The organism is Stappia sp. ABD4_338 (assembly GCF_056312175.1).
On the sequence record NZ_CM149982.1, the window covers coordinates 1,606,952 to 1,630,405 of the forward strand.

The following is a 23,454-nucleotide window of genomic DNA, read 5'->3' on the forward strand; positions in this document are numbered from 1 at the left end:
GTCGCCTTCCCGGAACACCCCGTCCGGTAATTGGTGAAACCATGATGGCAGGTCTCCTGGCTCGCGGGTCGCTGCCTCCCCCGCCTTCCCGTCCTGTCCGGACAGTGGCACATGGGGTCGGCTTTCCGCTCACAGTTGCGGGGGCAGCCACGGTCTCGGTCCCTGTTGGGTACGCCTCACCGTGTTCCCTTTTCATGCCCTTGGAGATTCTCCGCAGGCAACCATCACCACGAAAAGTGGCAGATTGGCCGCCCCGCGGCAACCGCTTTCGCCTTGCCTGCCGTCCCGTTCAGTCGGTCCCGGCCTGCCAGGCGGGAAAGGGGTCCGGCAACCCGGTCCAGAGGTCGGGGCGGAAATCGTCGTCGTCGACCAGACAGGAATCCAGGTCGGCGCGAAGTGCTGCCTCGTCCATTGTGTCCAGGCCGATGAAGACGATCTCCTGGCGCCGGTCGCCCCACCGGGAATCGAAGATCGGGCGCATGGCCGACGCCCAGGCGGGGTCTTCCGGCCAGTAGGATTTGGGAACCGCCGACCACCACAGACCGCGTTTTTCCGTGCGCACCTGGGCGCCCGCCTGGCTGATTTCCCCGACGTGGCGCGGGCGGGTCGCAAGCCAGAAGAAGCCCTTGGTGCGCACGACGCCTGGCCAGGAGCGATCGATGAACGCCTTCAATCGCTGCGGCGCGAAGGGGCGCCGGGCGCGATAGACGAAGGAGCGAATGCCGTATTCCTCGGTCTCGGGCACGTGGTCCGCAAAACCGTTGAGCTCCTTGAACCAGAGCGGATGGGACTGGGCACGGTCGAAATCGAAGTGCTTCGCGCCAAGAAGCTCGGGAACCGGAATGTTGCCGAAATCCGTCTCCAGCACGCGCGCGTCGGTGTTGAGCGCGCGCACGATCTTGCGCACCGCCTGCAACTCGCGCGCGTCCGCGAGGCTCACCTTGTTGAGCACGATGGTGTCGGCGAACTCGATCTGCTCGACAAGCAGGTCGACGAGGCTGCGGTCGTCGCCTTCCGCCGCCTCCAGTCCGCGCTCGGCGAGAAAGGCGTTGGAGCCGTAGTTCGCGATCAGGTTCGCCGCATCGACGACCGTGATCATGGAGTTGATTTCCGCCACATCCTCGAGGCTGACATTGTTCTCGTCGCGAAAGGCGAAGGTCGCCGCGACCGGAAGCGGCTCGGAAATTCCGCTTGCCTCGATGAGCAGATGATCGAAGCGTTGCTCCCCGGCAATGCGGAAGACCTCCGTCAGCAGGTCCTCGCGCAGGGTGCAGCAGATGCAGCCGTTGGTCATCTCCACGAGCTGTTCGCGGGTGCGCGAGAGATCCGCGCCGCCATCGCGCACGAGACCGGCGTCGACGTTGACCTCGCTCATGTCGTTCACGATCACCGCGACGCGCAGTCCGTCACGGTTGGAGAGGATCCTGTTCAGGAGCGTCGTCTTTCCGGCGCCGAGAAAGCCGGACAGGACGGTCACGGGAAGCTTTTCGGGAAGGGAAGGCATGTTGGTGTCCTCAAGAGACGGAAGTGGGAGGGCGGTCCTGTGAGCGGACGGCAGGCCCCGTTGTCATCTCTATATTATGAGATAACATAACAAATCTGGCCGAAAGAAAGCCGCGCGGACTCCGCTGCGCGGTTTGGTGGCGGCACGGCGTCGGGGCGACCCTGGCCGGACGGGCGTGCCCGGCCAGGACCGGATGCCGGGTCAGCTCTCGCCGGCGAGGCAGTCCTTCAGCGAGGTGGCCAGATCGTTCATCAGCCCGAAGTACTGGTCGGGGCCGGCGGGCAGGGCGGCGCCGAGCGGATCGAGCGTGCCGGTGCGCGCGTTGGTGCCCTCCGTGACGACGGTGATCAGCTTGGGTTCGAACTGCGGTTCGGCGAAGACGCAGGTCGCCCCCAGCTCGCCGATCTTGGCCTTGATAGCGCTCACGCGCTCGGCTCCGGGGATGACCTCGGGGCTGACGGTGATCGATCCGGCCGCCGCGAGCCCGAAGCGCTTCTCGAAGTACTGGTAGGCATCGTGGAAGACGATGAAGCCCTTGTCCTTCACCGGCGCCAGCATGTCGCGGATTTCTGCGGTCTCGGTGTCGAGGCGCGTGTTCAGCGCTGCAAGGTTCGCCTCGTAGGCGGCCTTGTTGTCCGGGTCGTGCTCGACGAGTTCTTCTGTGATGACACGGGCCATCGCGCGGGCATTCTCCGGGTCGAGCCAGACATGCGGGTCCACCTCGCCGTGGCCGTGCTCATGGCCTGCGTGGGAATCGTGATCGTGCCCGTCGTGATCGTGGTCATGACCCTCGTGGGCGTGCTCCTCATGGTCATGCCCGTGATCGTGATCGCCGTGATCATGATCGTGCGTGGCGTGATCGTCATGATCCGCATGGCCGTGGTGGTCATGATCGTGTGCCTCGAAGGCGCCGCCCTCGCGCGGAGCGAGATGCGTGACACCCTGGGCTTCGCCGAGCGCGATCGCATGCGCCTTCGAGCCGATGGTCTCGATGGGCTTTTCCAGGAAGGGCTCGAGGTCCTCGCCGATCCAGAAGACGATGTCGGCCTGTTCCAGCATCCCGGCCTGCGAGGGCTTGAAGCTCGCGGTGTGGGGCGAGCTCGCGCCTTCCAGGATGAGCTGCGGGCTTCCCACGCCCTGCATGATCGTCGCGACCAGAGAGTGGACCGGCTTGATCGAGGCGACCACATTCGGTGTCTCGGACAGGGCCATCGTGCTTGTCGAGCACAGGAGCAGCGCGGACACGATTGAGCTGCGAAGAAGGGGCATGGCGCAAACTTTCCGTTTTCGGGTCTGGGTCTTTTCAGAGGGCGTCCGAGCCAGGGCCGGACGTCAATTTCGATGACGCGCAGTGCTTCCACGCGTCAACTTTCAGCCTTGATTTGTTATAATATCACGTTGTTGTGTTACTCTATAACGTGTGAGATAAGGGGAGGCAACAGGTTTTGTTTGTCGCCGGTGGACAGTCCCGCTATCCCGTTCGCAGCGCAGGGAACCGGCGAGCCGGGGCGGCTGGCGAGAGCACATGGATGACGAAATGAGCAAGGAGCGTGATCGTGGTGCCGCGCCTGCCGGTGCGGGCGGCAGCGAGCCGCTTGTGGCGCTCGAGCGGGCCGGGGTGTTCGCCGACGGGCGCTGGCTGGTGCGCGGGGTCGACCTGGCCGTGAGGCCGGGGGAAATCGTGACCCTGATCGGCCCCAACGGGTCGGGCAAGTCCACCACCGCGCGGATGGCGCTCGGGCTTTTGAAGCCGACCGAGGGGCGTTCCGAACGTCGCGCCGGCCTGAGGGTCGGTTACGTGCCCCAGAAGGTGACGGTCGACTGGACCCTGCCGCTGGACGTGATGCGCTTCATGCGCCTGACCGGGCCGGTGCCCCGCGACGAGGCGGAGGCGGCGCTTGCCGCGACAGGCGTCTCCCATCTCGCCCGCGCGGAGGTCCGGCTTCTGTCCGGCGGCGAGTTCCAGCGAGTGCTTTTGGCCCGCGCCATCGCGCGAAAGCCGCATCTGCTGGTGCTCGACGAGCCCGTGCAGGGCGTCGATTTCTCCGGCGAGAGCGCGCTTTACGACCTGATCGGACGCATCCGCGACGACCTTGGCTGCGGTATCCTGCTGATCTCCCACGACCTGCATGTGGTCATGGCGGCAACCGATCACGTCATCTGCCTCAACGGACACGTGTGCTGTTCCGGCGCGCCGACGGCGGTTGCCTCGAGCGAGGCGTACCGCCGGCTTTTCGGTGGTCGCGCGAGCCCGGCGCTGGCCGTCTATGAGCATCATCACGATCACACCCATCTGCCCGACGGGCGCGTGCGCCACGCCGATGGGTCGATCACGGAACACTGTCACCCGGAAGACGGCCATCACCACGGGCATGGCGATGAGCCCGGTCACACACATGACCACGGGATCGGGGAGGGCAGGCGCGATGCTGGATGATTTCTTCACCCGCGCGCTCGTCGCGGGGATCGGCGTGGCCCTCGTGGCGGGGCCGCTCGGCTGTTTCGTCGTGTGGCGGCGGCTGGCCTATTTCGGCGATACGCTTTCCCATGCCGCCCTGCTGGGTGTGGCGCTGGCCTTCCTGCTGCAGGTCAACGTCACGCTGGCCGTCTTCGTGACCGCGGTTCTGGTGTCGCTCGCCCTGCTGCTCCTGAGGCGCAAGGCAACGCTTTCGTCGGACGCATTGCTCGGGCTTCTGGCGCATTCCTCGCTCGCGCTCGGGCTCGTCGCACTCGGTTTCATGAGCTGGGTCCGCATCGATCTCATGGGCTTTTTGTTTGGCGACATCCTGGCCGTTTCGCGCCTCGACATCGCGCTGATCTACGGCGGCGGGGCCGTCGTGCTGACGATTCTCGCATTGATCTGGACGCCGCTTTTCGCCGCGACGGTCAACCGCGACGTGGCCGAGGCGGAAGGGCTTCAGCCGGAACGGGCGGATTTCATCTTCATGGTGCTGATGGCGACGGTGATCGCCATATCGATGAAGATCGTGGGCGTTCTGCTCATTACCGCCATGCTGATCATCCCCGCTGCAACCGCCCGGCGTCTGGCGGCGGGCCCGGAACAGATGGCCGTGCTTGCCGGTCTCGTTGGCGTGATCGCGGTGATCGGGGGGCTGGAAGCCTCGCTGAACTGGGATACACCGTCCGGGCCGTCGATCGTGGTGGCGGCGCTCGCACTGTTCATCCTGGCGATGACACCGGCCGCCGGTATGCTGATGCGGGTGCTGCGCGGGCGCGATCGCGCGCCGGCGCCGAATGACGAGAGGAGCGGACAATGACCCTGAATGACGCGAGCCGTGCGGATCTGACGCGCAATCAGGCGCTGGTGTTCGAGGCGCTCTCGCGGGCCCATGCGCCGCTTACCGCCTACACGATCCTGGACCAGCTTCGCTCCGAGGGCTTTCGCGCGCCGCCGCAGGTCTACAGGGCGCTGGAAAAGCTGGTCGAGATCGGCATGGTGCACCGGCTTGAAAGCATCAACGCTTTCGTCGCCTGCAGCCATCCCGGTTGCGGGACCCATTCGACCGTGGCCTTCACGATCTGTGACATCTGTGGTCAGGTGTCGGAACTGAACGACCATGCATTGTCCCACGCTCTCGACGGGATTGCGCTGGAGGCTGACTTTGCCCTGCGCAAGTCGACGGTGGAGCTGAGGGGGCGCTGCGGCCAGTGCCGCAGCGGGCAGCGCGTGAACGCACCGGCCTGATCACCGGGCAAAGGCCGCGTCTCAGCCGCGCGCTGCGGCGGTTGCCCCCTGCGTGGCGTTGTCGCCGGAGGTTTGCGGCAGGATGAAGGGCATTCCCGCGCGCGGAACGGCGCCGACGCGCAAGGGATGGTCGAAAGCCTCCGACACGATCGCGTCGGTCAGCACCGTTGCCGGGCGTCCCCGCGCCAGCAACTGTCCTTCCTTCATCACCAGAACCTGATCGGCGAAAAGGGCCGTCAGGTTGAGGTCGTGCAGCACGGCCACGACGCCGCCGCCCCGGCGGGCGTAGTCCGCCGCGACGTCCATGATCATGATCTGGTGGTGAATGTCGAGGCTCGACACCGGCTCGTCCAGAAACAGCCAGCGCGGGCCATGGTCGGACACGGGCTCCCAGACCTGGCACAGCACGCGGGCAAGATGCACGCGTTGCTGCTCGCCGCCGGACAGGCTGTGGTAGGGGCGCGGCGCGAAACCGGAGAGGTCCACCTTTTCAAGCGCCTCTGCGATGCGTGCGTGCGCCTGTCGTGCCGACATGGAGAGATTGCGGCGAATCCCGAGGCGCACGACCTCGGCGACCGTAAGCGGAAACGCCAGCGCGGTGTGCTGGGCCAGGACACCACGGTCGCGCGCCAGTTCCTCGGGCGCGATTCCGGAAAGCGACCGGCCGTTGAGTTCCACCTCGCCGGTGTGCGCGGCCTCGCCCGTGAGGGCACGAAGAAGCGAGCTCTTGCCGGATCCGTTGGGGCCGATCACCACGGTGAGCGCGCCGGCCTCGGCGGTCAGGCTGACCTGGTCGACGACGGTACGCTTGCCATAGGCAAGCGAGACGTCGCGAGCCTCCAGGACATGGCGTGGGGTAGGGGCGGCCGGCGTCATTGAGGCGAGCTTTGCGGTCATAGGCTTGTCAGGCCCTTTCGGCCGAGAAGGATCCACAGGAAGACGGGTGCGCCGGCGATGGCGGTGACGATGCCGATCGGCAGTTCGGCCGGTGCGACGACCGTGCGGCTTACCGTGTCGGCGAGGATCAGGAGGCTCGCGCCGAGAAGGGCCGAGGCGGGAAGAAGGTGCCGGTGGTCGGGTCCGATTGTCAGGCGCAGGAGATGAGGCACGACGATGCCGACGAACCCGATGCCGCCGCTGACCGCCACCGAAGCTCCAGTCGCGGCCGCCACGGCCACGATGCTGCCGACCTTCAGGCGCTGCACCCGCACGCCAAGGTGCGCCGCGCCGGCCTCGCCCAGGAGCAGGCCGTTGAGGCCCGACGCGAAGAAGGGCATCGACAACAAGACGATGGCGATGATCGGCGCGACGGCCGAGAGCTTTTCCCAGGTCGCGCCGGCAAGCGAGCCGAGGCCCCAGAAATTCAGGTCCCGCAACTGCTGGTCGTCGGCGACGAAGATCAGCAGGCCCGTGGCGGCACCGGCGAGGGCCGCGAGGGCGATGCCGGCGAGCAGCATCGTGGCGACCGAGGTGAAGCCGCCGCGCGTGCCGATCCGGTAGAGGGTGAAGGTGGTCAGAAGGGCGCCGATGAACGCGGCGAACGGCAGCGCGTAAAACCCGGCAAAGGCCGAGAAGGGAGCCAGGATCGTTCCGCCGAGCACGATCATCAATGCCGCGCCGAGGCCGGCGCCGGCCGAAACACCGACGATACCCGGATCCGCGAGCGGGTTTCTGAACAGGCCCTGCATGAGCGCGCCGGACACGGCGAGGGCGGCACCGACGCAGGCGCCCAGAAGCACGCGGGGCAGGCGTACCTGCCACAGGATGACGCTGTCGCGAAGTGCGCCGACGGCATCCTCGCGCCGGTCGCCGAAGAGCTCCCCGACAACCCGGAAGAGATCGAGGTCAAGCGGTCCCGTTGCAAGCGCGAGCGCGCAGACCAGCACAAGAAACAGGCCAAGGAGAAGGATCGCGAGCCGCGCGAGCGGCTCGCGATTTCCCTGGCGCGCCTCGGCCAGCACGCCCGTGCGTACCGGCATGTCGGGGGGCGAGGCGACGGTCATTGCTGCGCTCCGATCTCAGAGGCCGTCGGCGGCAAGGCGCGAGGACAGGTCGCGTACCGCCTCCGCCGTGCGCGGACCGAAGCCGAGCAGGAACAGACCGTCCATGCGCACGAGCCGGTGCTCGCGGCCGGCGGGCGTCTGGGAGAGCGCCGCGTTGGAGAACAGCTCCTCCGGGTCGACCACATGACCCGCGCCACGGTCGATCATCAGCACGACATCCGGTGCCGCCGCGATCACGGCCTCGTCGCTGAGCTGCTTGTAGCCAGTCATGCCGGTGATGGCGTTGGTCAGGCCCGCAAGCTCGAGAATGCCGGCCGCGGCCGTATCGGAACCGGCACCCATGATGCGTCCGCCCTGCATGGACAGGATGAAGAGCACGCGGGTGTCGCGGTCGATCGCCCGGGCTTCCGCGATGGCCTCGTCGAGGCTCTTCCCGGCCTTTTCGGCAAGGGGGGTGGCCTTTTCCGGAACGCCGAGCGCCTTGCCGACCGCCTCGATCTTGGCCACGACCGCGTCACGGGTGAAACCGTTGGGAATGGTCGCGACCGGAACTCCGGCGCGGGCGAGAACGTCCAGCGCCTGAGGAGGTCCGCTGCCCTCGATGGTGAGAATGCCGTCGGGCTTCACCGACAGAACGCCTTCCGGGGCAAGGGCACGCATGTAGCCGACGTCCGGCAGGTCCGTCGCCGCCTCCGGGAAGGAGCTGGTGGTGTCGCGGGCGACGAGCCGGTCCTGCTCGCCGAGATCGTAGACGATCTCGGTTACGTCGCCACCGATGGAGACGATCCGCTGTGCGCCGGAAAGATCGCCATCGGCGACCGCCGGATGAGCGGCGGCGAGAAAGGTGAGGGCGGCACCGGCGAGGGGCGCCAGGGCGCGGGTTGAGGAAAAGAACCGCATTCGAAATTCCTTCATGCTCCGGCCCCGCGACGCGCGCTGGCGAAACAGGTCGCGGCAGGGCCGGAAAAGACGACGTTCGTGGCGTGGTCGACCGGGTCAGGCCGGTTCGAGAACGGTTTCGTTCTCGGTCGCGCGGGGCAGCTCCTCGACGAGGGTGCGCCAATCGGGCAACTCGTCGAGGCCTTCCTTGCGCTCTCCGAAGAACTGGATGACCAGCGTGCCATCGGCGTCATAGGCCTCGATGGAGGTCACATGGCCGGCGTCGCAGGGCTTGCGAACCGCCCAGACCTCGACGATGTGGTCGGTGCGAAGGTGCAGGTGAAAGCCCGGATCCATGATGTTGATCCAGGGGCCCATGGCCGCGATCCTGGAGACCGGCCCGGTGTGGATCTGGATGCAGCCGCGGCTGCCGACGAAGCACATGATCGGCACGGCCGTTTCCGCCGCCTTGTGCAGCATGGTCACGACGGCATCGGACTGCAGCTTCCAGGCGCGCTCCTCGCCGGTCATGGCCAGGGCATCGAGACGATGGAGCTCGAGTTCGCGCAGCATGCCGTGGAACTGATGCGTATCGGTCATGGCCTGCCAGCGCTCGCGCAGCTCCGGGGCCTTGGAGGGATCGGCCGGCGTCCGCTCGGTCTTTTCCGCCGGAACCGCGGCGGGCGACAGGACCGGCGCCTGGTCACCGGCGACCAGGCTTTCGACCAGCGCATCCCACGCCGCCATGTCCGTGGCCTCGCGGGTATGGATCTTGTGCACGGCGTCGCCGTGCTTGTCGAAGAACTGAAGGCTCTTCTTCACCGAGCCGTCTTCAGCCGTCTTCTCGACCGCAAAGCCATGCTTCCAGACAGCGGGGAACATGCGGGTGTCGATCTGCGCGCCAAGCATCATCGCGGCGCCCTTGCCGGGGATGAAGCGGTCGTAGACGCCCGGCTTCTCGTGCACGGCGCTTTCGTTGCGGGTGAGCGCCAGCACTTCACCCACGTCGGCCAGGCCCTTGAAGATCTCGTCGAAGCGAACCTCGATTCGACGCGCGCCCAATCCGCATTCGGCCGCCACGAGGTCGGCCTCGCTCACCTCAAGGGTGTTGGCAAGATCGCGCTCGCGCATCTTCGGGTTTTCGCGGCGCATCCGCCTGATCTTCTCGAAGTCGGTCGTCGGTGTGGTCATCAGGTCACCTCATTCGGCGCGAGGCCGCGAAACCGGCCCGGTCGCCGAAGCGGAGCACGGGTACCAGCGCGGATGGCGCGAAACTCAAATGGTTCCGATCCTTCGCTGGCGTTCGCCGGGTGCCGTCGTTTCAGGCTTGGCGGGCGAGTGTCGCTGGCTAGCGGGCCGGAGGCTGTGGACGAGATCGAACTAACGATCTGTTACTTGACTGAATAACTCATGTTTTGTATCGGGTTCAATACCTGAGTTGAGGTCTCAACTTTTTTCAACAATCCGAAAGCAAGCAAGCGCACGCCAGCTAGCGAACGACAGAATGTGCGGAGATACAGGGGAATGGGTGTCGTGAGCTCAAGTGGAAGCAGCGTCCTGGCGGGGCGTCTTGCTCTGCTGTCCGGTGGAATTGCGCTAGGTGTTTTCATGGCGGCGGGTGCCGCTTACGCCCAGCAGGCAGACCGGACGGAAGTGGCGGGCGAAGACCGGAATGACGCGGATCAGGCATCCGGGAATTCAACGCTTCTCGACCGTGTCGTGATCGGCGCGGGCCTCGAGAAGGTCGCAATCGACACGCCGCAGGCGGTGACCGTTCTCGACCAGGAGGCGATCGATGCCGAGCAGCCGATGACGATCGGCGAGATTTTCCGGCAGGTTCCGGGTGTTACCGTGGTCGGCTCCGACCGCGTGGCGGGCCAGTCCTTCAACATTCGCGGCATCGGCGACCTCACCTCGGCCGACGAATCGAAGATCATCGTGAGTGTCGACGGCGCGGTGAAGTTCTACGAGCAGTACCGCGTCGGCTCCTTCTTCTCCGATCCCGAGCTCTACAAGCGTGTCGAGGTCCTGCGCGGGCCGGCGTCCTCCACGCTCTATGGCGCCGGCGCGATCGGCGGTGTGGTGAATTTCACCACCAAGGATGCCTCGGACCTGCTGGCGGACGGCCAGACGGGCGCCGTGCGCCTGAAGACCATGTATGATTCCAACAAGGCCGGCGTGCTTGCGTCCCTGACCGCCGCCTATGCCTTTTCCGAGCAGACCGAAGTCCTCCTGAACGGCAACTTCCGCCGCTCGAACGACTATGACGCCGGCGGCGGCATCAAGGTCTCCGGCTCCGCGTTCAAGTCCTTCTCCGGCCTTGCCAAGGTCACGCACCGCTTCGGCGTCAACAACGAGCAGGTGCTGCGGCTCTCCTACGAGCGCTGGCAGAGCAACGACAACGACACCGACTATTCGCAGACGGGCACCTTCCCGGTCTTCGGCACGATCGACCGCGACATCACCGACCAGACGGCTGTTCTCTCCTACGAGAACCCGGCGAGCGACAATCCCTGGCTCGACCTCAAGATCAATCTCTCGGTCTCCGACACCCAGGTCTGGCAGGGCAACGCGTCCGCGCCGATCCCGAGCCCGCTGTTCGCCGACAGCGACTACGGCTACCGGACCTATGCCGCGCGCGTCGAGAACACCTTCGAGTGGACGGGCGAGAGCTACACAAATCACCTGACCGTCGGTGCCCAGGGCTCCTATCAGGAGCGCACGGCGACCACGACCATGGGGCCGGCTTCCTTCCATCCGGAAGGAACGGACACCAAGTTCGGTGTCTTCTTCCAGAACGAATTCACCTGGAACGACCGCCTGACGATCATTCCTGGCGCGCGCGTCGACTTCATCACGCTTGATCCCGCGAACGGGATCGTCGGAGCCAGCACCCGGAACGAGACCGCGTTCTCCCCCAAGCTTGCAGCCATGTACAAGCTGAACGAGACCTTCTCGCTGTTCGGGTCTGTGGCTCACACCGAGCGCGTTCCAACGCTTGACGAACTGTTCTCCTCCAACGCCCCCAATGGCGACTACCCTGGCGGGCGCACGATGAGCCTGGGCCTCCAGAAGGAGACGTCCAACGCAGTCGAGGCCGGTTTCGCGATTTCCGGATACGATCTGGTGCGCGACGGCGACAGCCTGCAGCTCAAGACCACGGCGTTCTTCAACGACCTGCGCGACATGATCGTGCCGAACCCGAACACCGGGCTGCCGACGCCGGTCACCTACTACCAGAACGTCACGCACGCGCAGATCTACGGTGTCGAGGTCGAGGCCGCCTATGACGCGGACTATGCCTTCGCCAGCCTGGCGTACAGCCACGTTCACGGCGAGGACAAGTCGACGGGCGCGACGCTGAACACGATCCCGGCCGACACCCTGGCCATGACGCTCGGCGCCAAGATCCCGCAGTACGATCTTGCCGTCGGCTGGCGCGGCCTGTTCGCCGGGTCGATTTCCACCGGTGCGACGACCGGCCCCTTCGCGGGCTACGCGGTGCATGACCTCTTCGCCGACTGGAAGCCGGACGAGGGCACGCTCGCGGGCCTGGAATTCCGGGCCTCCGTCGAGAACCTCTTCGACAAGCGGTACCAAAACAATCTGGCCGGCGACGACGGCAAGGGGCGGACGTTCAAGCTGACCCTCGCCAAGACGATCGGTTGGTGAACCTCAGGGAGCCTGCAATGGGACGACGCATTGAACTGGCGGCGGCGGTGGTGTTGACCCTCGTCGCGGCCTGGTCGGGAACGGCAAGGGCGCAGGAGGCGGCGGAGCCCGCCTCCGGTACCAGGGCGAACGGGCTGGCGATCGAGCTCAACACGCTCGCGGCGACCTCCTCGGGCGGTTGCCGTCTGACATTCGTCGTCTCCAACCGCACCGGCGCCGAGGTGCCGCAGCCGCGTTACGAGTTCGTCCTGTTCAACAAGGACGGGCTCGTCGACCGGCTGACCACCTTCGACTTCGGCGCCCTTGCCGAAGGCAAGACCTCGGTACGCCAGTTCGACCTCGCAGGCGTTTCCTGCGACGGTCTCGGCCGCATCCTGGTCAATGGTCCGGCCCAGTGCGGAGACGGATCGGCTCCCCATTGTTCGGCCCGGCTCGAGCTTGCCAGCCGCGCCGACATTTCCCTCGTGCAGTAGGAGCGCGACATGCCGTTTTCCGACCTCGTGGCCCAGGTCACCGACTTTCTCGTGCTCGGTGGCCCGGTCGTCAGCCTGATCGGCGCCCTGTCCGTCGTGGCGCTGGCCATCATCCTCATCAAGCTGGTGCAGTTCCTCATCGAGGGCGTGGGGCGCAGGGGGGCGGCCGAGCGTTCCGTGGGGCTTTGGGTGCATGGCCGCCACATCGAGGCGCGTCAGCTTCTCGCGGGCGCGCGCGGACCGACCGGCCAGGCGGTCTCCGCGACCATGTCGGCGGCTGGCGAGCATGGTGCCGACAAGGCGTGGATCGAGGACGAGGTGGCGCGTATCGCCACCATCCGCCTGCACCGTCTCGGACGCGGCATCCGCGCACTCGACACCATCGGGCAGCTTGCGCCGCTGCTTGGCCTGTTCGGTACGGTGCTGGGCATGATCGAGGCGTTCCAGAAGCTTCAGGGGGCCGGAAATGCGGTCGATCCTTCGTTGCTCGCGGGCGGTATCTGGGTCGCGCTTCTCACCACGGCGGCCGGCCTTGCGCTTGCCATGCCCGTTTCGCTTGTCGTGACCTTCTTCGAGGGTCTGATCGAGAACGAGCGGGTGGCGATCGAGACGCTGTCCTCGGCCGTGATCCTCGAGGCGACGCGCAATCCGGCCGAGGTCGAGGCGGACATGGCGTCCATCGCCGGGCGTGAGGACATGGCCGATCAGGTGCAGCCGGTAAAGCGGGTCGCCCATGCGTATTGACATGCCGCGTCCGGCGCGCCGAAGGGTGTCGCTGACGTCGCTGATCGACGTGATCTTCCTGCTTCTGCTCTTCTTCATGCTCTCGTCGACCTTCACGCGCTTCAACAGCGTGGAGCTCTCGGCTCCGGGAAGCGGTGGCGGGTCGGCGGCAAGGCCGGATGTGTTCGCCACCGTCGATGCCGAAGGGCTTTCGATCAACGGGGAGCGCATTCCCGATCCGGACGTGGGGAGGGTGATGGTCGAAGCACTGCTGCAGAGTGGCGCGACGTCCGCGCTTCTGGTGCCGCGTGAGGGCGCGACGGCGCAGAACCTCGTCTCTGCGCTGGAGATGATGCGGGCAGGCGGACGGCTCAAGGTCGTTCTGGCGAGATAAGATTATGATCAGACTTCCAAATCCGGTCGAGAAGCGTAAGGCGGAAAGCACGATTTCGCTGATCAACGTCGTGTTCCTGATGTTGATCTTCTTCCTGATCGCCGGGCAGCTTTCGCCGCCGGTCGACCCGGAAGTGGAACTCGTGCGCACCGAGCAAGCGCCGCCGCTGCCTCCGCCCGATGCTCTTTTCGTGAGCGCCGAGGGAGAGTTGCGCTATCGCGGCAACGCGATCACGCCCGAGGCCTACATGGTGCTGAGGCGCCAGGAGGCCGAGCGCGAGGCTGACAATACGCCCGCCGCGCTGGCCGATCCGGTTCCGGCAACGGTCGCGCCCGAAGAGGGCGGTGAGACGGTCTCCGGCCCCGCGCCGCGTGACGGTCCGCCTGTCATGCTGGCCGCCGACCGCAATCTCGCCGCCGACCGGCTGCTGGAGGTTGTCGACGGGCTCTACAGGCTCGGGGCGGCAAAGGTGTCGCTTGTCACCACGGGGCAGGACGAGAACGTGGAGCCGGGGGCGGAGACCACGGAGAATGCGGCCACCGAAGACGATGCGGACGGCGTGGCCGTTCCGTCGGGCGCCGCTGCTCCGGCAACAGCGGGAGCCGAGCAATGAAGCTTCGCACCTGGCATCTGGCGGTGGCGCTCAGTGCGTCCCTTGCCCTGCACGCGGGCGCCGCCGGCGTGTATCTTTCGGGCAGCGAACCGGCCCTGATGACCGGCGGCAGCCCGGCCATGTCGGCTGAGATCGGCGAGGTTTTCGCCGACGTCATCCAGGCCGGCACCTCACAAGAGGGGGAAGAGGTCACCGAGACCGAAGTTCAGCAGGTGATCGAGCCCGTCGACGCGCCCGAAGCGGATGAGGCGGTTGAGGAATCGACCGCGCTCGAGGAGTCCGTTTCGCCCGAGGCCACGGATCCGACCGAGGTTCCCGTTCTTGAAACGGCGACCGAAGTCTCCACCGCCGAAGCCACCGAAACACCGGTGGAAGCCCCGGAAACCGTGCAGGCACCCGCCGCCACGGATGCCGAGCCGGTCGAAACGGTTGCGGCCAAGGGGCCGGAGCTGTCGTCCTCGGCTCCTGCCGAGGTCGCCTATGCCGTGGCGGCACCCGTCGAAACGGCGCGCGCCGAGGACACAAGCGAGGCAAAGAAGCCCGAGACCGCAGTCGCGAAGCCCGTGACGAGCGAGGATGTCGTTGAAGCGGATACCCCGCAGGCCGTGCCGATGCCGCGCGGCCGGCCCAAGGATCTCAAGATTGCCGAGGTGAAGCGCGAGGCTCCGGCCCGCAAGGCCAAGACGGTCAACCGGCAGAAGAAAGCCCCGGCACGGGCCCGCAAGAGCGGTGGCTCGCAGGGGGCCGGCGGTCGCGCCAAGGCGACCGCGCAGGCCGGTGGCGCGAAGCGCAGGACGGCTCGCGTCGAAGCCGGAAACGCAAGTGTTTCCAATTATCAGGGGCAGGTCCTGCGCCGGTTGCAGAGGGCCAGGCGGAGCGTTCGGGATCTGCGTCACGCCAATCGGGATGCGCATGTGAGGTTCGTCGTCACATCATCCGGTGGCGTCAGCTCGATAAAGCTTGTCCGCAGCTCCGGAAACGGACGCTTCGATTCCGCCGCCTTGTCGCTTGTGCGTCGTGCCGCGCCGTTCCCGCCGATCCCGCCCGCACTCGGGCGCCGCTCCATGCCCTTCACCGTGCCGATCGGGGTCAAGTGATATCCGGCTGGCGGTTGCACGCGGGGCGTGGGACGCCGCGCTGAATCAGCCCGCATCATCGTCGTTATGGCGCCTTGCGTGGCCAAGAGCCTCGCGGGCACGGCGAATGGCATTGGCCACGGCGCTTCGATCGCCGGAGTTTGGGATCGCGGCGCGGGCGTCCTCGGCGATCAGCGTCAGGTGTCTCGTCAGGATCGGCACGTGCTCGGGCCTGGTGACGAGCGCCATGCGGCCGATGGCCTCGACAAGGCGCAGGCTGACCATGACGTTGCCACGCGTGGCCCGGCGCAGCGGATGAAGGGCGGTGCCGACCATGTCCTTGACCTCGAGCAATTCGATCCAGACACGCGGGTTTCCGTCGCCGTCGCACACAAGCGACGAGGGCACGCCGCGTTGCAGGATCAGGGCAAGTGATGCCGAGAGCTGGTCGAGCGCGCTGATCGCCGTATAGGAATCGTTGATTCCGGGCGAGAGCGCTCGAAGCGCGATTTCCACATTGAGATGAATGTTGAACTGGAGATCGCCGTCCGGCGCGCGCGCGTCCGCGATGAACACCGCGGCGCGGATCGCCTTCTCGTCCGGCTCCCCCCAGACATAGGCAAGCGGCTGGCCCGCGATGAAGAAGTGCCCCGGGCTCGCGACCATGCGGATGAAGCCGTCACACTCCTTCGCGGTCTTGAGAAGCGGGTCCTGCTGGACGGCCGTCACATAGCCCGAACGGGTGGACCTGACCGGCGTGCCCGGTTCGTCCGGCAGGCTCTTCCGGTCGTCGGGAGCCTCGCGGGGCTCATCCGCGAGGAGGCGCGCAACGGCGGAGCGAAGGCTGCGCTGGGTGCGGGCGATCTCGTTGTCCACCATGACCCTGCTTGCCGTGTCGTGGACGAAATAGACGAGCCAGAAGAAGCTCACCGTCGCAAGCGCAATGGCGACGGCGACCGCGAGCCTGGGCACGTCGCCGTCGGCAAGCAGGTAGAGAACGATCAGCGAATGCAGGAACGTAGCACCCAGCAGGCCGATGGTGGTCTGGTTGACCCGGTTGTCGGTGAAGGTCTCGAGCAGGCGCGGCCCGATGTTTCCCGCCGCAAGCGTGAACACCACCAGTGTCAGGGAATAGACCAGGCTGAGCACGGTCATCATCGCGCCGGCGATGGTGCCGAGCACGGAGCGCGCGCCCACGGCGCTTATCTTGAGATAGGGAAGCTCGCGGAACAGGTCGCTGGCAAGCTGGGTGCGGTCGAAGGCCACCGTCGCGGCCGCCAGCAGGACGCCGCATCCGGCGAGAAGGCCGGGGAGGAAAAAGAAACCGCGCACCAGACGACGCAGCCGGACGGCAAGAGTTGATGGATCCACGCGTTTTCTCCGCTACCGTGTGGGAACGTTCCAGGCCGTGAGGAGTTCCCCTCAAAAGGGCGCCGTCGACATCCCGCAGGATAGGCGCCCTTTGCGCCGAGTCCATCTCACGCTTTCCGGGCGGCAGCGCCGGCCGGGGCCATCCCTTTCACCAAGGAGCACCCCATGCCTGGCCATCGCCCCGTCGCCGCAAACCGTTCAAGGGCGGGTCTTGTCCGCCTGGGTCTTGTCGTGGCCATGATCGCCGTGCCGCAGGCACTCAATGCCCAGGTGCCGCGCGACAAACCGGGGGAGGGCGCGGTGGCTCCGGAGCAGGGGCAGGCCGACGTTTCCGGGGCCGGACGGAAGGACCTGCCTCGCCAGAAGCCGGAAACACCGCAAAGGAGTGAGCCGGCTCCGGAGGTGTCGGGTTCGGACGCCCTGTCGGCGTGCCTCGCGGCGCTATCCGATCTCGGCGCGCGCGTGCGCCCGCTGGAGGCGCGAGAGGCGCCCGGCGACTGCGGGATGACCGAGCCGGTCGCGCTTTCGGCCGTCGGGGGGATGCGCATCTCGCCCGAGGCCGAGCTTTCCTGCCGGACCGCGCTCGCCTTCGCGACCTTCACCGCGACCAAGCTCTTTCCGATGGCCGAGGAAACCCTGTCCAGTCCCGTCGCGGCGGTTCGTGTCGCGGGGGCCTACGAGTGTCGCGGGCGCAACCGGCAGTCCGGTGCACAGCTCAGCGAACATGCCTTCGGGCGTGCGATCGACGTGCGTGGGCTGGTGCTGGAAAACGGCGCGCGGTGGGACGTGCGTCCCCTGGAAGCCGGGGACGACGATGCCGGTGCAAGGTTCCAGCGTGCCTTGCGTGCGGCGGCATGCGGTCCCTTCACCACGGTTCTGGGTCCTGGCGCGGACGCCTATCACGACGACCATCTGCATTTCGACACCAAGCCCCGGCGTTCGCCCTACTGCCGCTAGGACCGCGCCTTTTGTCGCAGGGGCGGTGCGTCGCATGGCACAACAGGGCGGGGCGCACGAATTTGCGCGGGTGAGCCGGTCCTCAGGAGGGCGCTTCCGCGCAAGGTGTGCGGGCGTTCGGACCGGCATCTGACAAAACGGACGGATACCCCCATGACGAACAGGCCCACCCGCCTTCTCGAATACATTCCCGTGCTCGGCTGGATGCTGCGCAGCGCCAGGCTCGGCGGAACCTTCGAGCGCTATGCCTTCGCCTTCAACATCGCGGCACTCTGGTTTATCGCGCTGGCGTGGTTCGGATATCCCCTGCTCATCGTGACGATGCTGTCCCTGACGGGGATCTACCTCTTCGGTCTTGTCTATGTGACCTCGCGCGGCCTCTGGTCCGGTCAGTCCTGACCGGGCCCGCTCCCGCCTCAGAACGTCGGCGGTGTACAGGCGCTGACGACGACGCAGGGCTCGCGGCCGACCGCCCGGAAACGGTGCGGCCGCGTGCTGTCGAAGAGATAGGCATCTCCCGGTCCCAGTATCTTCCGGCTTTCGCCGACCGTGACCTCCAGCCGGCCGCTGACGATGACACCGCCTTCCTCGCCCGTATGGGTGAGCATGACGCGGCCCGTGTCGGCGCCCGGCTGGTAGGTTTCGTGCAGGATCTGCAGCGACCGCGAGAAGAGGGAGCCGCCGACCTGCCGATAGGAAATGCCGCCGCGACCGATCTCGGTCAGGTCCTCCGCCGCGAAGAACACCTGCTCCTCCGGCTCCGGTTCGAAGGCGAAAAACTCGGACAGGCCGATGGGAACGCCGTCGAGCACTCGCTTCAGGGCGCTGACGGAGGGGTTCATGCGCCCCGATTCGATCAGAGATATCGTGCCGTTGGTGACACCGGCCCTGCGCGCAAGCGCACGCTGGGACAGGCCGCGCGAGACCCGCACCGCCTTCAGGCGGGGGCCAAGGGTCCTGACGAACTCGTCCTCATCGCCTTGCATGTTTACGATCCTGAACGTTTGGAGCTCGCGATATGTTAGATCAATAAGTTATGACATGGAAGAAACAGACTGTTTCCCCGATCCGGAACCGTGTTCTCTCGTGAGAGGGGACACTTCCGAGAAGGAACAGCCAAATGGACCAGACATTGCCCGGAGCCGGACAGGCCGGCCACAATCGCCCGCTTGACGCCTACTGGATGCCGTTCACCTCGAACCGGCGCTTCAAGGCGGCTCCCAAGCTGCTCGCCGAGGCCAAGGGCATGTATTACCGCTCGGATGACGGACGCGAGGTGCTCGACGGCACCGCAGGCCTTTGGTGCTGCAACGCGGGTCACGGGCGCGAGGAAATCGCGGAAGCGGTGTACCGGCAGCTCCAGAAGCTGGACTATGCGCCGTCGTTCCAGCTCGGCCATCCCATCGCCTTCGAGTTCGCCGAGCGGCTGACCGATCTCGCGCCGGAGGGCTACAACCACGTCTTCTTCACCGGTTCGGGGTCCGAGTCCGCCGATACCGCAATGAAGATCGCGCTCGCTTACCACCGGGCTCGCGGGGAGGGGACCCGCACCCGGTTCATCGGCCGTGAGCGCGGGTACCATGGCGTCGGGTTCGGCGGCATGTCCGTCGGCGGCATCATGGGCAATCGCCGCCAGTTCGGCGCGATGCTGCCCGGCGTCGATCACATGCGCCACACACATGACCTGGAGCGCAACGCGTGGAGCGTCGGCGAGCCGGAACACGGTGCGGAACTGGCCGATGATCTGGAGCGGCTGGTCGGCCTTCATGGCGCCGACACCATCGCGGCGGTGATCGTGGAGCCCGTCGCGGGGTCCACGGGCGTTCTGGTGCCGCCGAAGGGCTACCTCAAGCGCCTGCGGGAGATCTGCGACCGGCACGGCATCCTCATGATCTACGATGAGGTCATCACGGGATTCGGCCGTCTTGGAACGCCGTTCGCGGTCGACCGGTTCGGCGTCGAGCCGGACATCTTCACGACCGCCAAGGCGCTGACCAACGGTGTGCTGCCGATGGGCGCGGTCTTCACCAAGGACCACGTGCACGACGCGCTCATGCAGGGCGACGAGGCCGCGATCGAACTCTTCCACGGCTACACCTATTCGGGCCATCCGGTCGCGTGCGCGGCCGGCCTTGCCACGCTGGACATCTACGCCAACGAGGGGCTCCTGACCCGCGCGGCGGAGCTCGAGACCCTGTGGAGCGACACGATGCACGCGCTTCGCGGAGAGCCGCATGTGATCGATGTGCGCACCATCGGCCTGGTCGCGGGCATCGAACTGGCGCCGCGGGCCGGTCAGGTCGGCGCGCGTGGCTACGAGGTCTTCACGCGCTGTTTCGAGGAAGGCGTCCTGATCCGAGTGACCGGCGACATCATCGCGCTGTCGCCGCCGCTGATCGTGGAGCCGGGCGAAGTCGCACGCATGGCGGAATGTGTCCGTGATGCCCTGAAGGTCTGCGAATGATCGTCTGATCGCCGCACCGCAGCGATTGCCGCGCCCGGAGGCTCAGCCTCCGGGCGCTTTTGACTCTGACAACAAATCGCAATGACGGGGCTTTAGACTCTCGCGTCGAATCAACGGGTTGCTGACGAAGCACATGCAGCCCGTCACGGGTACGAAAGGATGATGCGGTGAACGATGGTGCAACGGGCGAGGGACTGGTGGCCGGCATTGACGAGGCGACCGGGGCGGCGCTGATCGAGATCGTTCGGGCTGCGGCAGCGCGGGAGATCCTTCCCCGCTTCCGGAACCTGGCGGACGAGGAGATCGACACCAAGGCCGGGCCGGATGATCTCGTGACCATCGCCGATCACGCGGCGGAAGCGGCAATCACCATCGCCGCGCGCGATCTTCTTCCCGACGCGCTCGTGATCGGCGAGGAGGCGGTCTCCGAGACGCCCGATCTTCTTGCTCTGATGGAAGATGCGAAGACCTGTGTGGTCATCGACCCCGTCGACGGAACCAGCAATTTCGCGTCGGGTATCGCGGCCTTTGGCGTCATCTTGAGCGTTGTCGAGCGCGGGCAGCCGGTGTTCGGCCTTCTGTATGATCCGGTCCTCGATGACTGGATCGTCGCGCACAAGGGGCAGGGAGCCTGGTTCTCGGCGCCCGGCCGTACGCCTCGCCGTCTCACGACCCGGCCTCGTCCGCCGGCGGGCCGGCTGCAGGGATTCGTTCCGGTCGACCTGTTCGAGCCGATGGACCGGGCGCCGGTGATGGCCCGCTTCGCTCCGCTCGGGCCGACCCGGGCCCTGCGCTGCTCCTGCCACGAGTATCGCACCATCGCCTTCGGTTACGCCGATTACGCGGTTTCTCCGGAACCCAAGCCGTGGGACCACGCCGCCGGTGCGCTGATCGTCGCCGAGGCGGGCGGGCACGCAACGGTTGCAGGAACCGCTCCCTATCTGCCGGCACGCAGTGACGGTCCGCTCATCATCGCTTCGAGCAGGGATGTCGCGCTCGATGTCGCGCGAATGGCTTCAACCAAGGGCTGACGTAGGGTCTTCTCCTGTGTCCCGGTAGATGTTCCGCGCTGATGCGGGCGATGTTGACGCGTCGCCTTGCCCGGCGTGTCTCAACTGGGTCGCGACTTGTGATTGACAAGCCGGAACGGCCGGGGCCATGTTGTCGCGTCAACGGTTCTCGGGGTCAGGTCTGGCCCTGGGATTAAAAGGGAACACGGTGAGGCGTACCCAACAGGGACCGAAACCGTGGCTGCCCCCGCAACTGTGAGCGGAGAGCCGGAACCGACGATGCCACTGGCGCTATGCGCCGGGAAGGCCGGTTCAGGCGATGACCCGCAAGCCAGGAGACCTGCCGCTGATGTCACGATCTGCCTTGGGCAGCCTCGTGACCACCGCAACCGGACGCCGGGGTGAGCGTCACGCGGGTGAGCGACAGGTGAATTCCGTCTCCGCTTTCCGCATCCTTCCCCGATCGTCCTTTCAGTCGACCGTGCCGGCTTGTTCAAGCCGGCGGCCCATTGAGAGGGACGCTACATGAATTTCTCGAGGCTCGGACTCGGTGCGCTTTGCGCCGCATCTCTTCTCGCTCCGCTTGCCGCGCAGGCGCATTTCCAGCTCGCCTATACGCCCGAGGTGAACCTGCAAAAGGCAGGTGACGTTCCGGTCAAACTCATCTTCTGGCACCCCTTCGAGAACGGTCATGTCATGGACATGGGCGACCCGATCCAGTTCTACGCCGTCCATCGCGGCGAGAAGATCGATCTCAAGGGATCCCTGAAGCCGATCACCTTCGCGGGAACGGAGAACGAGGCCGCGGCCTTCGACGCGACGCTGCCGGTGAAACGCAGCGGCGACTACGTGCTCGTCGTGGAGCCCGCTCCCTACTACGAGGAGAGCGAGGACATCTTCATCCAGCAGATCACGAAGTCCTACGTGAACCGCAACGAGATGCCGACCGACTGGATGGAGCCGCAGGGACTTGTCACGGAGATCCTGCCGCTGAACCGGCCGACCAACATCGTTGCCGGCTCGACGTTCTCCGGGCGTGTCCTGTCCGAGGGCAAGCCGGTCCCCGGCGCCGAGATCGAGATCGAATACATGGCGGCCGAGCCCGACATGAACGCAAACACGCCGGTGGCGCCCAAGGCATCCCCGATGCCGGGCGGTGCTGTGGTCGCGATCTCGGACGAGAACGGATACTTCACCTTCGGCATTCCCAAGGCGGGATTCTGGGGGTTCGCGGCGCTTGGTTCCGGTCCCGTGAAGGAGCATGAGGGCAAGGAACTCAGCCAGGATGCGGTTATCTGGGTCCGCGCCTACGACGTCGAGTAAGGGGCAGGCCCGGGCCGGAGGAGGCGTGCATGCATATCGTCGACGGCGCACTGTCGCATGGTGTGGTGGTTGCCGGGGCCGTGCTGGCCGCCGGCGGCATCGCGATGGGTTTGCGCAAGCTCCCCATGGAGAAAATCCCCGCGGCCGGAGTGCTCAGTGCCTCGTTCTTCGTGGCATCCCTGATCCATGTGCCCATCGGGCCCTCGAGCGTCCATCTGATCCTGAACGGTCTGGCCGGGCTCGTGCTCGGCTGGGCTGCCTTTCCGGCGCTTTTCGTCGGATTGCTTCTGCAGACGATCTTCTTCGGCTTCGGCGGCCTTACCGTTCTGGGCGTCAACACGGTGAACATCGCGCTGCCGGCGGTGGCGGTCTACTACCTGTGTCGGTCGGGGCTGGCCGCGAGATCACCGGTTGTCGCTGCCGTCGTGGGCGGAATTGGCGGTGCGCTCTCGATCGTCTTCACGACGCTCCTCGTCGGCCTTTCGCTTGCCATGAGCGGTGAGGAGTTCATGCCCGCCGCCAAGCTCGTGTTCTTCGCCCACATCCCGGTCATGGCAATCGAGGGCATCCTCACCGGCTTCGCCGTCTACCTGGCGCGCAAGGTCAAGCCGGAGCTTTTTATCGGACTGCAGGCATCTTCGGAGAGCGTCGCATGAAACAGGTGACAGTGTCCGTCATCGTCGGACTGGTTTTCGCCCTGGCCTCCTTCCAGTCGGCCCTTGCCCACAAGGTCATTGCCTCGGTCTTTGCAAGCGGCAGCATGATCGAGGGGGAAGTCGGCTTCTCGAACGGTGACATGGCCGCAAACACGCTGGTCGAGGTGTTCGACGAGGACGGCGCCAAGCTCGGCGAGGCAACGACCGACGAGGACGGCTTCTTCTCGTTCACGCCGACTAGCCGGGTTGTGCATGTGTTCAGGGCGAACCTGGGGGCAGGGCACGTCGCCGAGGTTCGCATGGGCCTGGAGGAACTGCCCCGGATTGCAGGAGCCGGGTCGGCCACGGCCCCCGGCGTGTCCGGTGATGCGGCGAAGAGCCCGGGAGCCGGAAGCGTATCCGTTGCGGCGAACACGAATAGTGCCGCGGCCGATGCGGCGGTTCTGGCTGAAAACCGGGAACTCCTTCGCGAGATGATCCACAGGGAGGTCACGCCCTTGCGCCGCGAGATCGCCGCCTACAAGGAGAAGAACGACTTGCAGACGATCCTTGGCGGGATGGGCTATATCGCCGGTCTGTTCGGCGTGTTCTTCTATGTCGCCGCGCGGCGCAAGATGGCCAGAACCTGAC

General features: G+C 66.3%; 24 protein-coding genes and 2 riboswitches. Of the genes, 16 read left to right on the plus strand and 8 right to left on the minus strand.

What is annotated here, in order from left to right:
* Positions 1 to 29: 29 nt before the first annotated feature.
* A riboswitch (cobalamin riboswitch) is annotated at positions 30 to 241 on the minus strand.
* A gap of 48 nt (positions 242 to 289) precedes the next feature.
* Both ACYX4S_RS07395 and ACYX4S_RS07400 read right to left on the minus strand, forming a co-directional pair.
* The gene (locus tag ACYX4S_RS07395; RefSeq protein ID WP_476362430.1) at positions 290 to 1,504 is read right to left on the minus strand and encodes a GTP-binding protein; all 1,215 of its coding nucleotides are present in this window, start codon (positions 1,502 to 1,504) and stop codon (positions 290 to 292) included.
* 201 nt (positions 1,505 to 1,705) lie between these two features.
* Positions 1,706 to 2,773: a zinc ABC transporter substrate-binding protein gene (locus ACYX4S_RS07400; protein WP_476362431.1), complete on the minus strand. Its 1,068-nt coding sequence runs from the start codon at positions 2,771 to 2,773 to the stop codon at positions 1,706 to 1,708.
* Positions 2,774 to 3,041: 268 nt separating this feature from the next.
* On the opposite strand from ACYX4S_RS07400, the gene ACYX4S_RS07405 reads away from it, so the two are divergent.
* From ACYX4S_RS07405 to ACYX4S_RS07415, 3 genes are read left to right on the plus strand one after another with little or no spacing between them, the layout of a single operon-like run.
* Positions 3,042 to 3,941, plus strand: a complete 900-nt coding sequence (locus ACYX4S_RS07405) for an ATP-binding cassette domain-containing protein (RefSeq protein WP_476362831.1) — start codon at positions 3,042 to 3,044, stop codon at positions 3,939 to 3,941.
* Positions 3,931 to 4,782, plus strand: coding sequence for a metal ABC transporter permease (locus ACYX4S_RS07410; protein ID WP_476362432.1), 852 nt, complete (start codon positions 3,931 to 3,933; stop codon positions 4,780 to 4,782). Before ACYX4S_RS07405 ends, ACYX4S_RS07410 begins: the two co-directional genes overlap by 11 nt.
* Positions 4,779 to 5,210 carry a Fur family transcriptional regulator gene (locus tag ACYX4S_RS07415; protein ID WP_293721412.1) on the plus strand — a complete coding sequence of 144 codons (432 nt, stop codon included), beginning with the start codon at positions 4,779 to 4,781 and terminating at the stop codon, positions 5,208 to 5,210. The genes ACYX4S_RS07410 and ACYX4S_RS07415 overlap by 4 nt, the downstream gene beginning before the upstream one ends.
* Positions 5,211 to 5,231: 21 nt before the next feature.
* Here ACYX4S_RS07415 and ACYX4S_RS07420 read toward each other — a convergent pair whose 3' ends face one another.
* The 4 genes from ACYX4S_RS07420 to ACYX4S_RS07435 all read right to left on the minus strand — a co-directional run bounded on the left by ACYX4S_RS07420 (position 5,232) and on the right by ACYX4S_RS07435 (position 9,283).
* Positions 5,232 to 6,107 carry a heme ABC transporter ATP-binding protein gene (locus ACYX4S_RS07420; protein WP_476362433.1) on the minus strand — a complete coding sequence of 292 codons (876 nt, stop codon included), beginning with the start codon at positions 6,105 to 6,107 and terminating at the stop codon, positions 5,232 to 5,234.
* Positions 6,104 to 7,213: a FecCD family ABC transporter permease gene (locus ACYX4S_RS07425; protein ID WP_476362434.1), complete on the minus strand. Its 1,110-nt coding sequence runs from the start codon at positions 7,211 to 7,213 to the stop codon at positions 6,104 to 6,106. Before ACYX4S_RS07425 ends, ACYX4S_RS07420 begins: the two co-directional genes overlap by 4 nt.
* 15 nt (positions 7,214 to 7,228) lie before the next feature.
* Positions 7,229 to 8,113 carry a heme/hemin ABC transporter substrate-binding protein gene (locus ACYX4S_RS07430; protein WP_476362435.1) on the minus strand — a complete coding sequence of 295 codons (885 nt, stop codon included), beginning with the start codon at positions 8,111 to 8,113 and terminating at the stop codon, positions 7,229 to 7,231.
* A 96-nt stretch (positions 8,114 to 8,209) separates the two neighbouring features.
* Positions 8,210 to 9,283, minus strand: coding sequence for a hemin-degrading factor (locus ACYX4S_RS07435; RefSeq protein ID WP_476362436.1), 1,074 nt, complete (start codon positions 9,281 to 9,283; stop codon positions 8,210 to 8,212).
* Between the two features lie 417 nt (positions 9,284 to 9,700).
* Between ACYX4S_RS07435 and ACYX4S_RS07440 the strand changes: the two genes are divergently transcribed.
* From ACYX4S_RS07440 to ACYX4S_RS07465, 6 genes are read left to right on the plus strand one after another with little or no spacing between them, the layout of a single operon-like run.
* On the plus strand, positions 9,701 to 11,764 hold the full coding sequence (locus tag ACYX4S_RS07440) for a TonB-dependent receptor domain-containing protein (protein WP_476362437.1): 2,064 nt from the start codon (positions 9,701 to 9,703) through the stop codon (positions 11,762 to 11,764).
* 17 nt (positions 11,765 to 11,781) lie between these two features.
* A complete protein-coding gene (locus ACYX4S_RS07445; RefSeq protein ID WP_476362438.1) occupies positions 11,782 to 12,237 on the plus strand; it encodes a hypothetical protein in 456 nt (151 codons plus the stop codon).
* A gap of 9 nt (positions 12,238 to 12,246) precedes the next feature.
* Positions 12,247 to 12,981, plus strand: coding sequence for a MotA/TolQ/ExbB proton channel family protein (locus ACYX4S_RS07450; RefSeq protein ID WP_293721426.1), 735 nt, complete (start codon positions 12,247 to 12,249; stop codon positions 12,979 to 12,981).
* Positions 12,971 to 13,354 (plus strand): ExbD/TolR family protein, encoded by a 384-nt coding sequence (locus ACYX4S_RS07455; RefSeq protein WP_293721428.1) that lies wholly within the window; start codon positions 12,971 to 12,973, stop codon positions 13,352 to 13,354. Before ACYX4S_RS07450 ends, ACYX4S_RS07455 begins: the two co-directional genes overlap by 11 nt.
* A 4-nt stretch (positions 13,355 to 13,358) precedes the next feature.
* On the plus strand, positions 13,359 to 13,967 hold the full coding sequence (locus tag ACYX4S_RS07460; protein ID WP_476362439.1) for an ExbD/TolR family protein: 609 nt from the start codon (positions 13,359 to 13,361) through the stop codon (positions 13,965 to 13,967).
* Positions 13,964 to 15,064, plus strand: a complete 1,101-nt coding sequence (locus tag ACYX4S_RS07465) for an energy transducer TonB family protein (protein ID WP_293721432.1) — start codon at positions 13,964 to 13,966, stop codon at positions 15,062 to 15,064. Before ACYX4S_RS07460 ends, ACYX4S_RS07465 begins: the two co-directional genes overlap by 4 nt.
* Before the next feature lie 45 nt (positions 15,065 to 15,109).
* On the opposite strand, the gene ACYX4S_RS07470 is transcribed toward ACYX4S_RS07465, so the two are convergent.
* A complete protein-coding gene (locus ACYX4S_RS07470; RefSeq protein ID WP_476362440.1) occupies positions 15,110 to 16,414 on the minus strand; it encodes a DUF2254 domain-containing protein in 1,305 nt (434 codons plus the stop codon).
* A 165-nt stretch (positions 16,415 to 16,579) separates the two neighbouring features.
* Here ACYX4S_RS07470 and ACYX4S_RS07475 point away from each other — a divergent pair, with 165 nt between their 5' ends.
* Entirely contained in the window at positions 16,580 to 17,371 is a 792-nt protein-coding gene (locus ACYX4S_RS07475; protein ID WP_476362441.1) for an extensin-like domain-containing protein, read from the plus strand.
* A 153-nt stretch (positions 17,372 to 17,524) separates the two neighbouring features.
* A complete protein-coding gene (locus ACYX4S_RS07480) occupies positions 17,525 to 17,770 on the plus strand; it encodes a hypothetical protein (RefSeq protein ID WP_293721438.1) in 246 nt (81 codons plus the stop codon).
* A gap of 17 nt (positions 17,771 to 17,787) precedes the next feature.
* On the opposite strand, the gene ACYX4S_RS07485 is transcribed toward ACYX4S_RS07480, so the two are convergent.
* Complete coding sequence (locus tag ACYX4S_RS07485) at positions 17,788 to 18,357, minus strand: cupin domain-containing protein (protein WP_293721440.1); 570 nt, start codon at positions 18,355 to 18,357, stop codon at positions 17,788 to 17,790.
* Between the two features lie 134 nt (positions 18,358 to 18,491).
* On the opposite strand from ACYX4S_RS07485, the gene aptA reads away from it, so the two are divergent.
* The 5 genes from aptA to ACYX4S_RS07510 all read left to right on the plus strand — a co-directional run bounded on the left by aptA (position 18,492) and on the right by ACYX4S_RS07510 (position 23,453).
* Positions 18,492 to 19,835, plus strand: a complete 1,344-nt coding sequence (aptA, locus tag ACYX4S_RS07490) for an omega-aminotransferase AptA (RefSeq protein ID WP_422068916.1) — start codon at positions 18,492 to 18,494, stop codon at positions 19,833 to 19,835.
* A gap of 167 nt (positions 19,836 to 20,002) precedes the next feature.
* Positions 20,003 to 20,866, plus strand: a complete 864-nt coding sequence (locus tag ACYX4S_RS07495; protein ID WP_476362442.1) for an inositol monophosphatase family protein — start codon at positions 20,003 to 20,005, stop codon at positions 20,864 to 20,866.
* A gap of 125 nt (positions 20,867 to 20,991) precedes the next feature.
* A riboswitch (cobalamin riboswitch) is annotated at positions 20,992 to 21,207 on the plus strand.
* Positions 21,208 to 21,370: 163 nt separating this feature from the next.
* Entirely contained in the window at positions 21,371 to 22,168 is a 798-nt protein-coding gene (locus tag ACYX4S_RS07500; protein ID WP_476362443.1) for a DUF4198 domain-containing protein, read from the plus strand.
* A 29-nt stretch (positions 22,169 to 22,197) separates the two neighbouring features.
* A complete protein-coding gene (cbiM, locus tag ACYX4S_RS07505) occupies positions 22,198 to 22,824 on the plus strand; it encodes a cobalt transporter CbiM (RefSeq protein ID WP_476362444.1) in 627 nt (208 codons plus the stop codon).
* Positions 22,821 to 23,453 (plus strand): cobalt ABC transporter permease, encoded by a 633-nt coding sequence (locus ACYX4S_RS07510; RefSeq protein ID WP_476362445.1) that lies wholly within the window; start codon positions 22,821 to 22,823, stop codon positions 23,451 to 23,453. Before cbiM ends, ACYX4S_RS07510 begins: the two co-directional genes overlap by 4 nt.
* Position 23,454 lies beyond the last annotated feature (1 nt).

Coding starts and splice junctions, on each gene's coding strand:
- ACYX4S_RS07450 (WP_293721426.1), top strand. CDS start 12,247: ATGCCGTTTTCCGACCTCGTGGCCCAGGTCACCGACTTTCTCGTGCTC.
- ACYX4S_RS07435 (WP_476362436.1), bottom strand. CDS start 9,283: ATGACCACACCGACGACCGACTTCGAGAAGATCAGGCGGATGCGCCGC.
- ACYX4S_RS07455 (WP_293721428.1), top strand. CDS start 12,971: ATGCGTATTGACATGCCGCGTCCGGCGCGCCGAAGGGTGTCGCTGACG.
- ACYX4S_RS07425 (WP_476362434.1), bottom strand. CDS start 7,213: ATGACCGTCGCCTCGCCCCCCGACATGCCGGTACGCACGGGCGTGCTG.
- ACYX4S_RS07510 (WP_476362445.1), top strand. CDS start 22,821: ATGAAACAGGTGACAGTGTCCGTCATCGTCGGACTGGTTTTCGCCCTG.
- ACYX4S_RS07405 (WP_476362831.1), top strand. CDS start 3,042: ATGAGCAAGGAGCGTGATCGTGGTGCCGCGCCTGCCGGTGCGGGCGGC.
- ACYX4S_RS07460 (WP_476362439.1), top strand. CDS start 13,359: ATGATCAGACTTCCAAATCCGGTCGAGAAGCGTAAGGCGGAAAGCACG.
- ACYX4S_RS07415 (WP_293721412.1), top strand. CDS start 4,779: ATGACCCTGAATGACGCGAGCCGTGCGGATCTGACGCGCAATCAGGCG.
- ACYX4S_RS07400 (WP_476362431.1), bottom strand. CDS start 2,773: ATGCCCCTTCTTCGCAGCTCAATCGTGTCCGCGCTGCTCCTGTGCTCG.
- ACYX4S_RS07395 (WP_476362430.1), bottom strand. CDS start 1,504: ATGCCTTCCCTTCCCGAAAAGCTTCCCGTGACCGTCCTGTCCGGCTTT.
- ACYX4S_RS07410 (WP_476362432.1), top strand. CDS start 3,931: ATGCTGGATGATTTCTTCACCCGCGCGCTCGTCGCGGGGATCGGCGTG.
- ACYX4S_RS07475 (WP_476362441.1), top strand. CDS start 16,580: ATGCCTGGCCATCGCCCCGTCGCCGCAAACCGTTCAAGGGCGGGTCTT.
- aptA (WP_422068916.1), top strand. CDS start 18,492: ATGGACCAGACATTGCCCGGAGCCGGACAGGCCGGCCACAATCGCCCG.
- ACYX4S_RS07430 (WP_476362435.1), bottom strand. CDS start 8,113: ATGCGGTTCTTTTCCTCAACCCGCGCCCTGGCGCCCCTCGCCGGTGCC.
- ACYX4S_RS07420 (WP_476362433.1), bottom strand. CDS start 6,107: ATGACCGCAAAGCTCGCCTCAATGACGCCGGCCGCCCCTACCCCACGC.
- cbiM (WP_476362444.1), top strand. CDS start 22,198: ATGCATATCGTCGACGGCGCACTGTCGCATGGTGTGGTGGTTGCCGGG.
- ACYX4S_RS07465 (WP_293721432.1), top strand. CDS start 13,964: ATGAAGCTTCGCACCTGGCATCTGGCGGTGGCGCTCAGTGCGTCCCTT.
- ACYX4S_RS07480 (WP_293721438.1), top strand. CDS start 17,525: ATGACGAACAGGCCCACCCGCCTTCTCGAATACATTCCCGTGCTCGGC.
- ACYX4S_RS07485 (WP_293721440.1), bottom strand. CDS start 18,357: ATGCAAGGCGATGAGGACGAGTTCGTCAGGACCCTTGGCCCCCGCCTG.
- ACYX4S_RS07500 (WP_476362443.1), top strand. CDS start 21,371: ATGAATTTCTCGAGGCTCGGACTCGGTGCGCTTTGCGCCGCATCTCTT.
- ACYX4S_RS07440 (WP_476362437.1), top strand. CDS start 9,701: ATGGCGGCGGGTGCCGCTTACGCCCAGCAGGCAGACCGGACGGAAGTG.
- ACYX4S_RS07445 (WP_476362438.1), top strand. CDS start 11,782: ATGGGACGACGCATTGAACTGGCGGCGGCGGTGGTGTTGACCCTCGTC.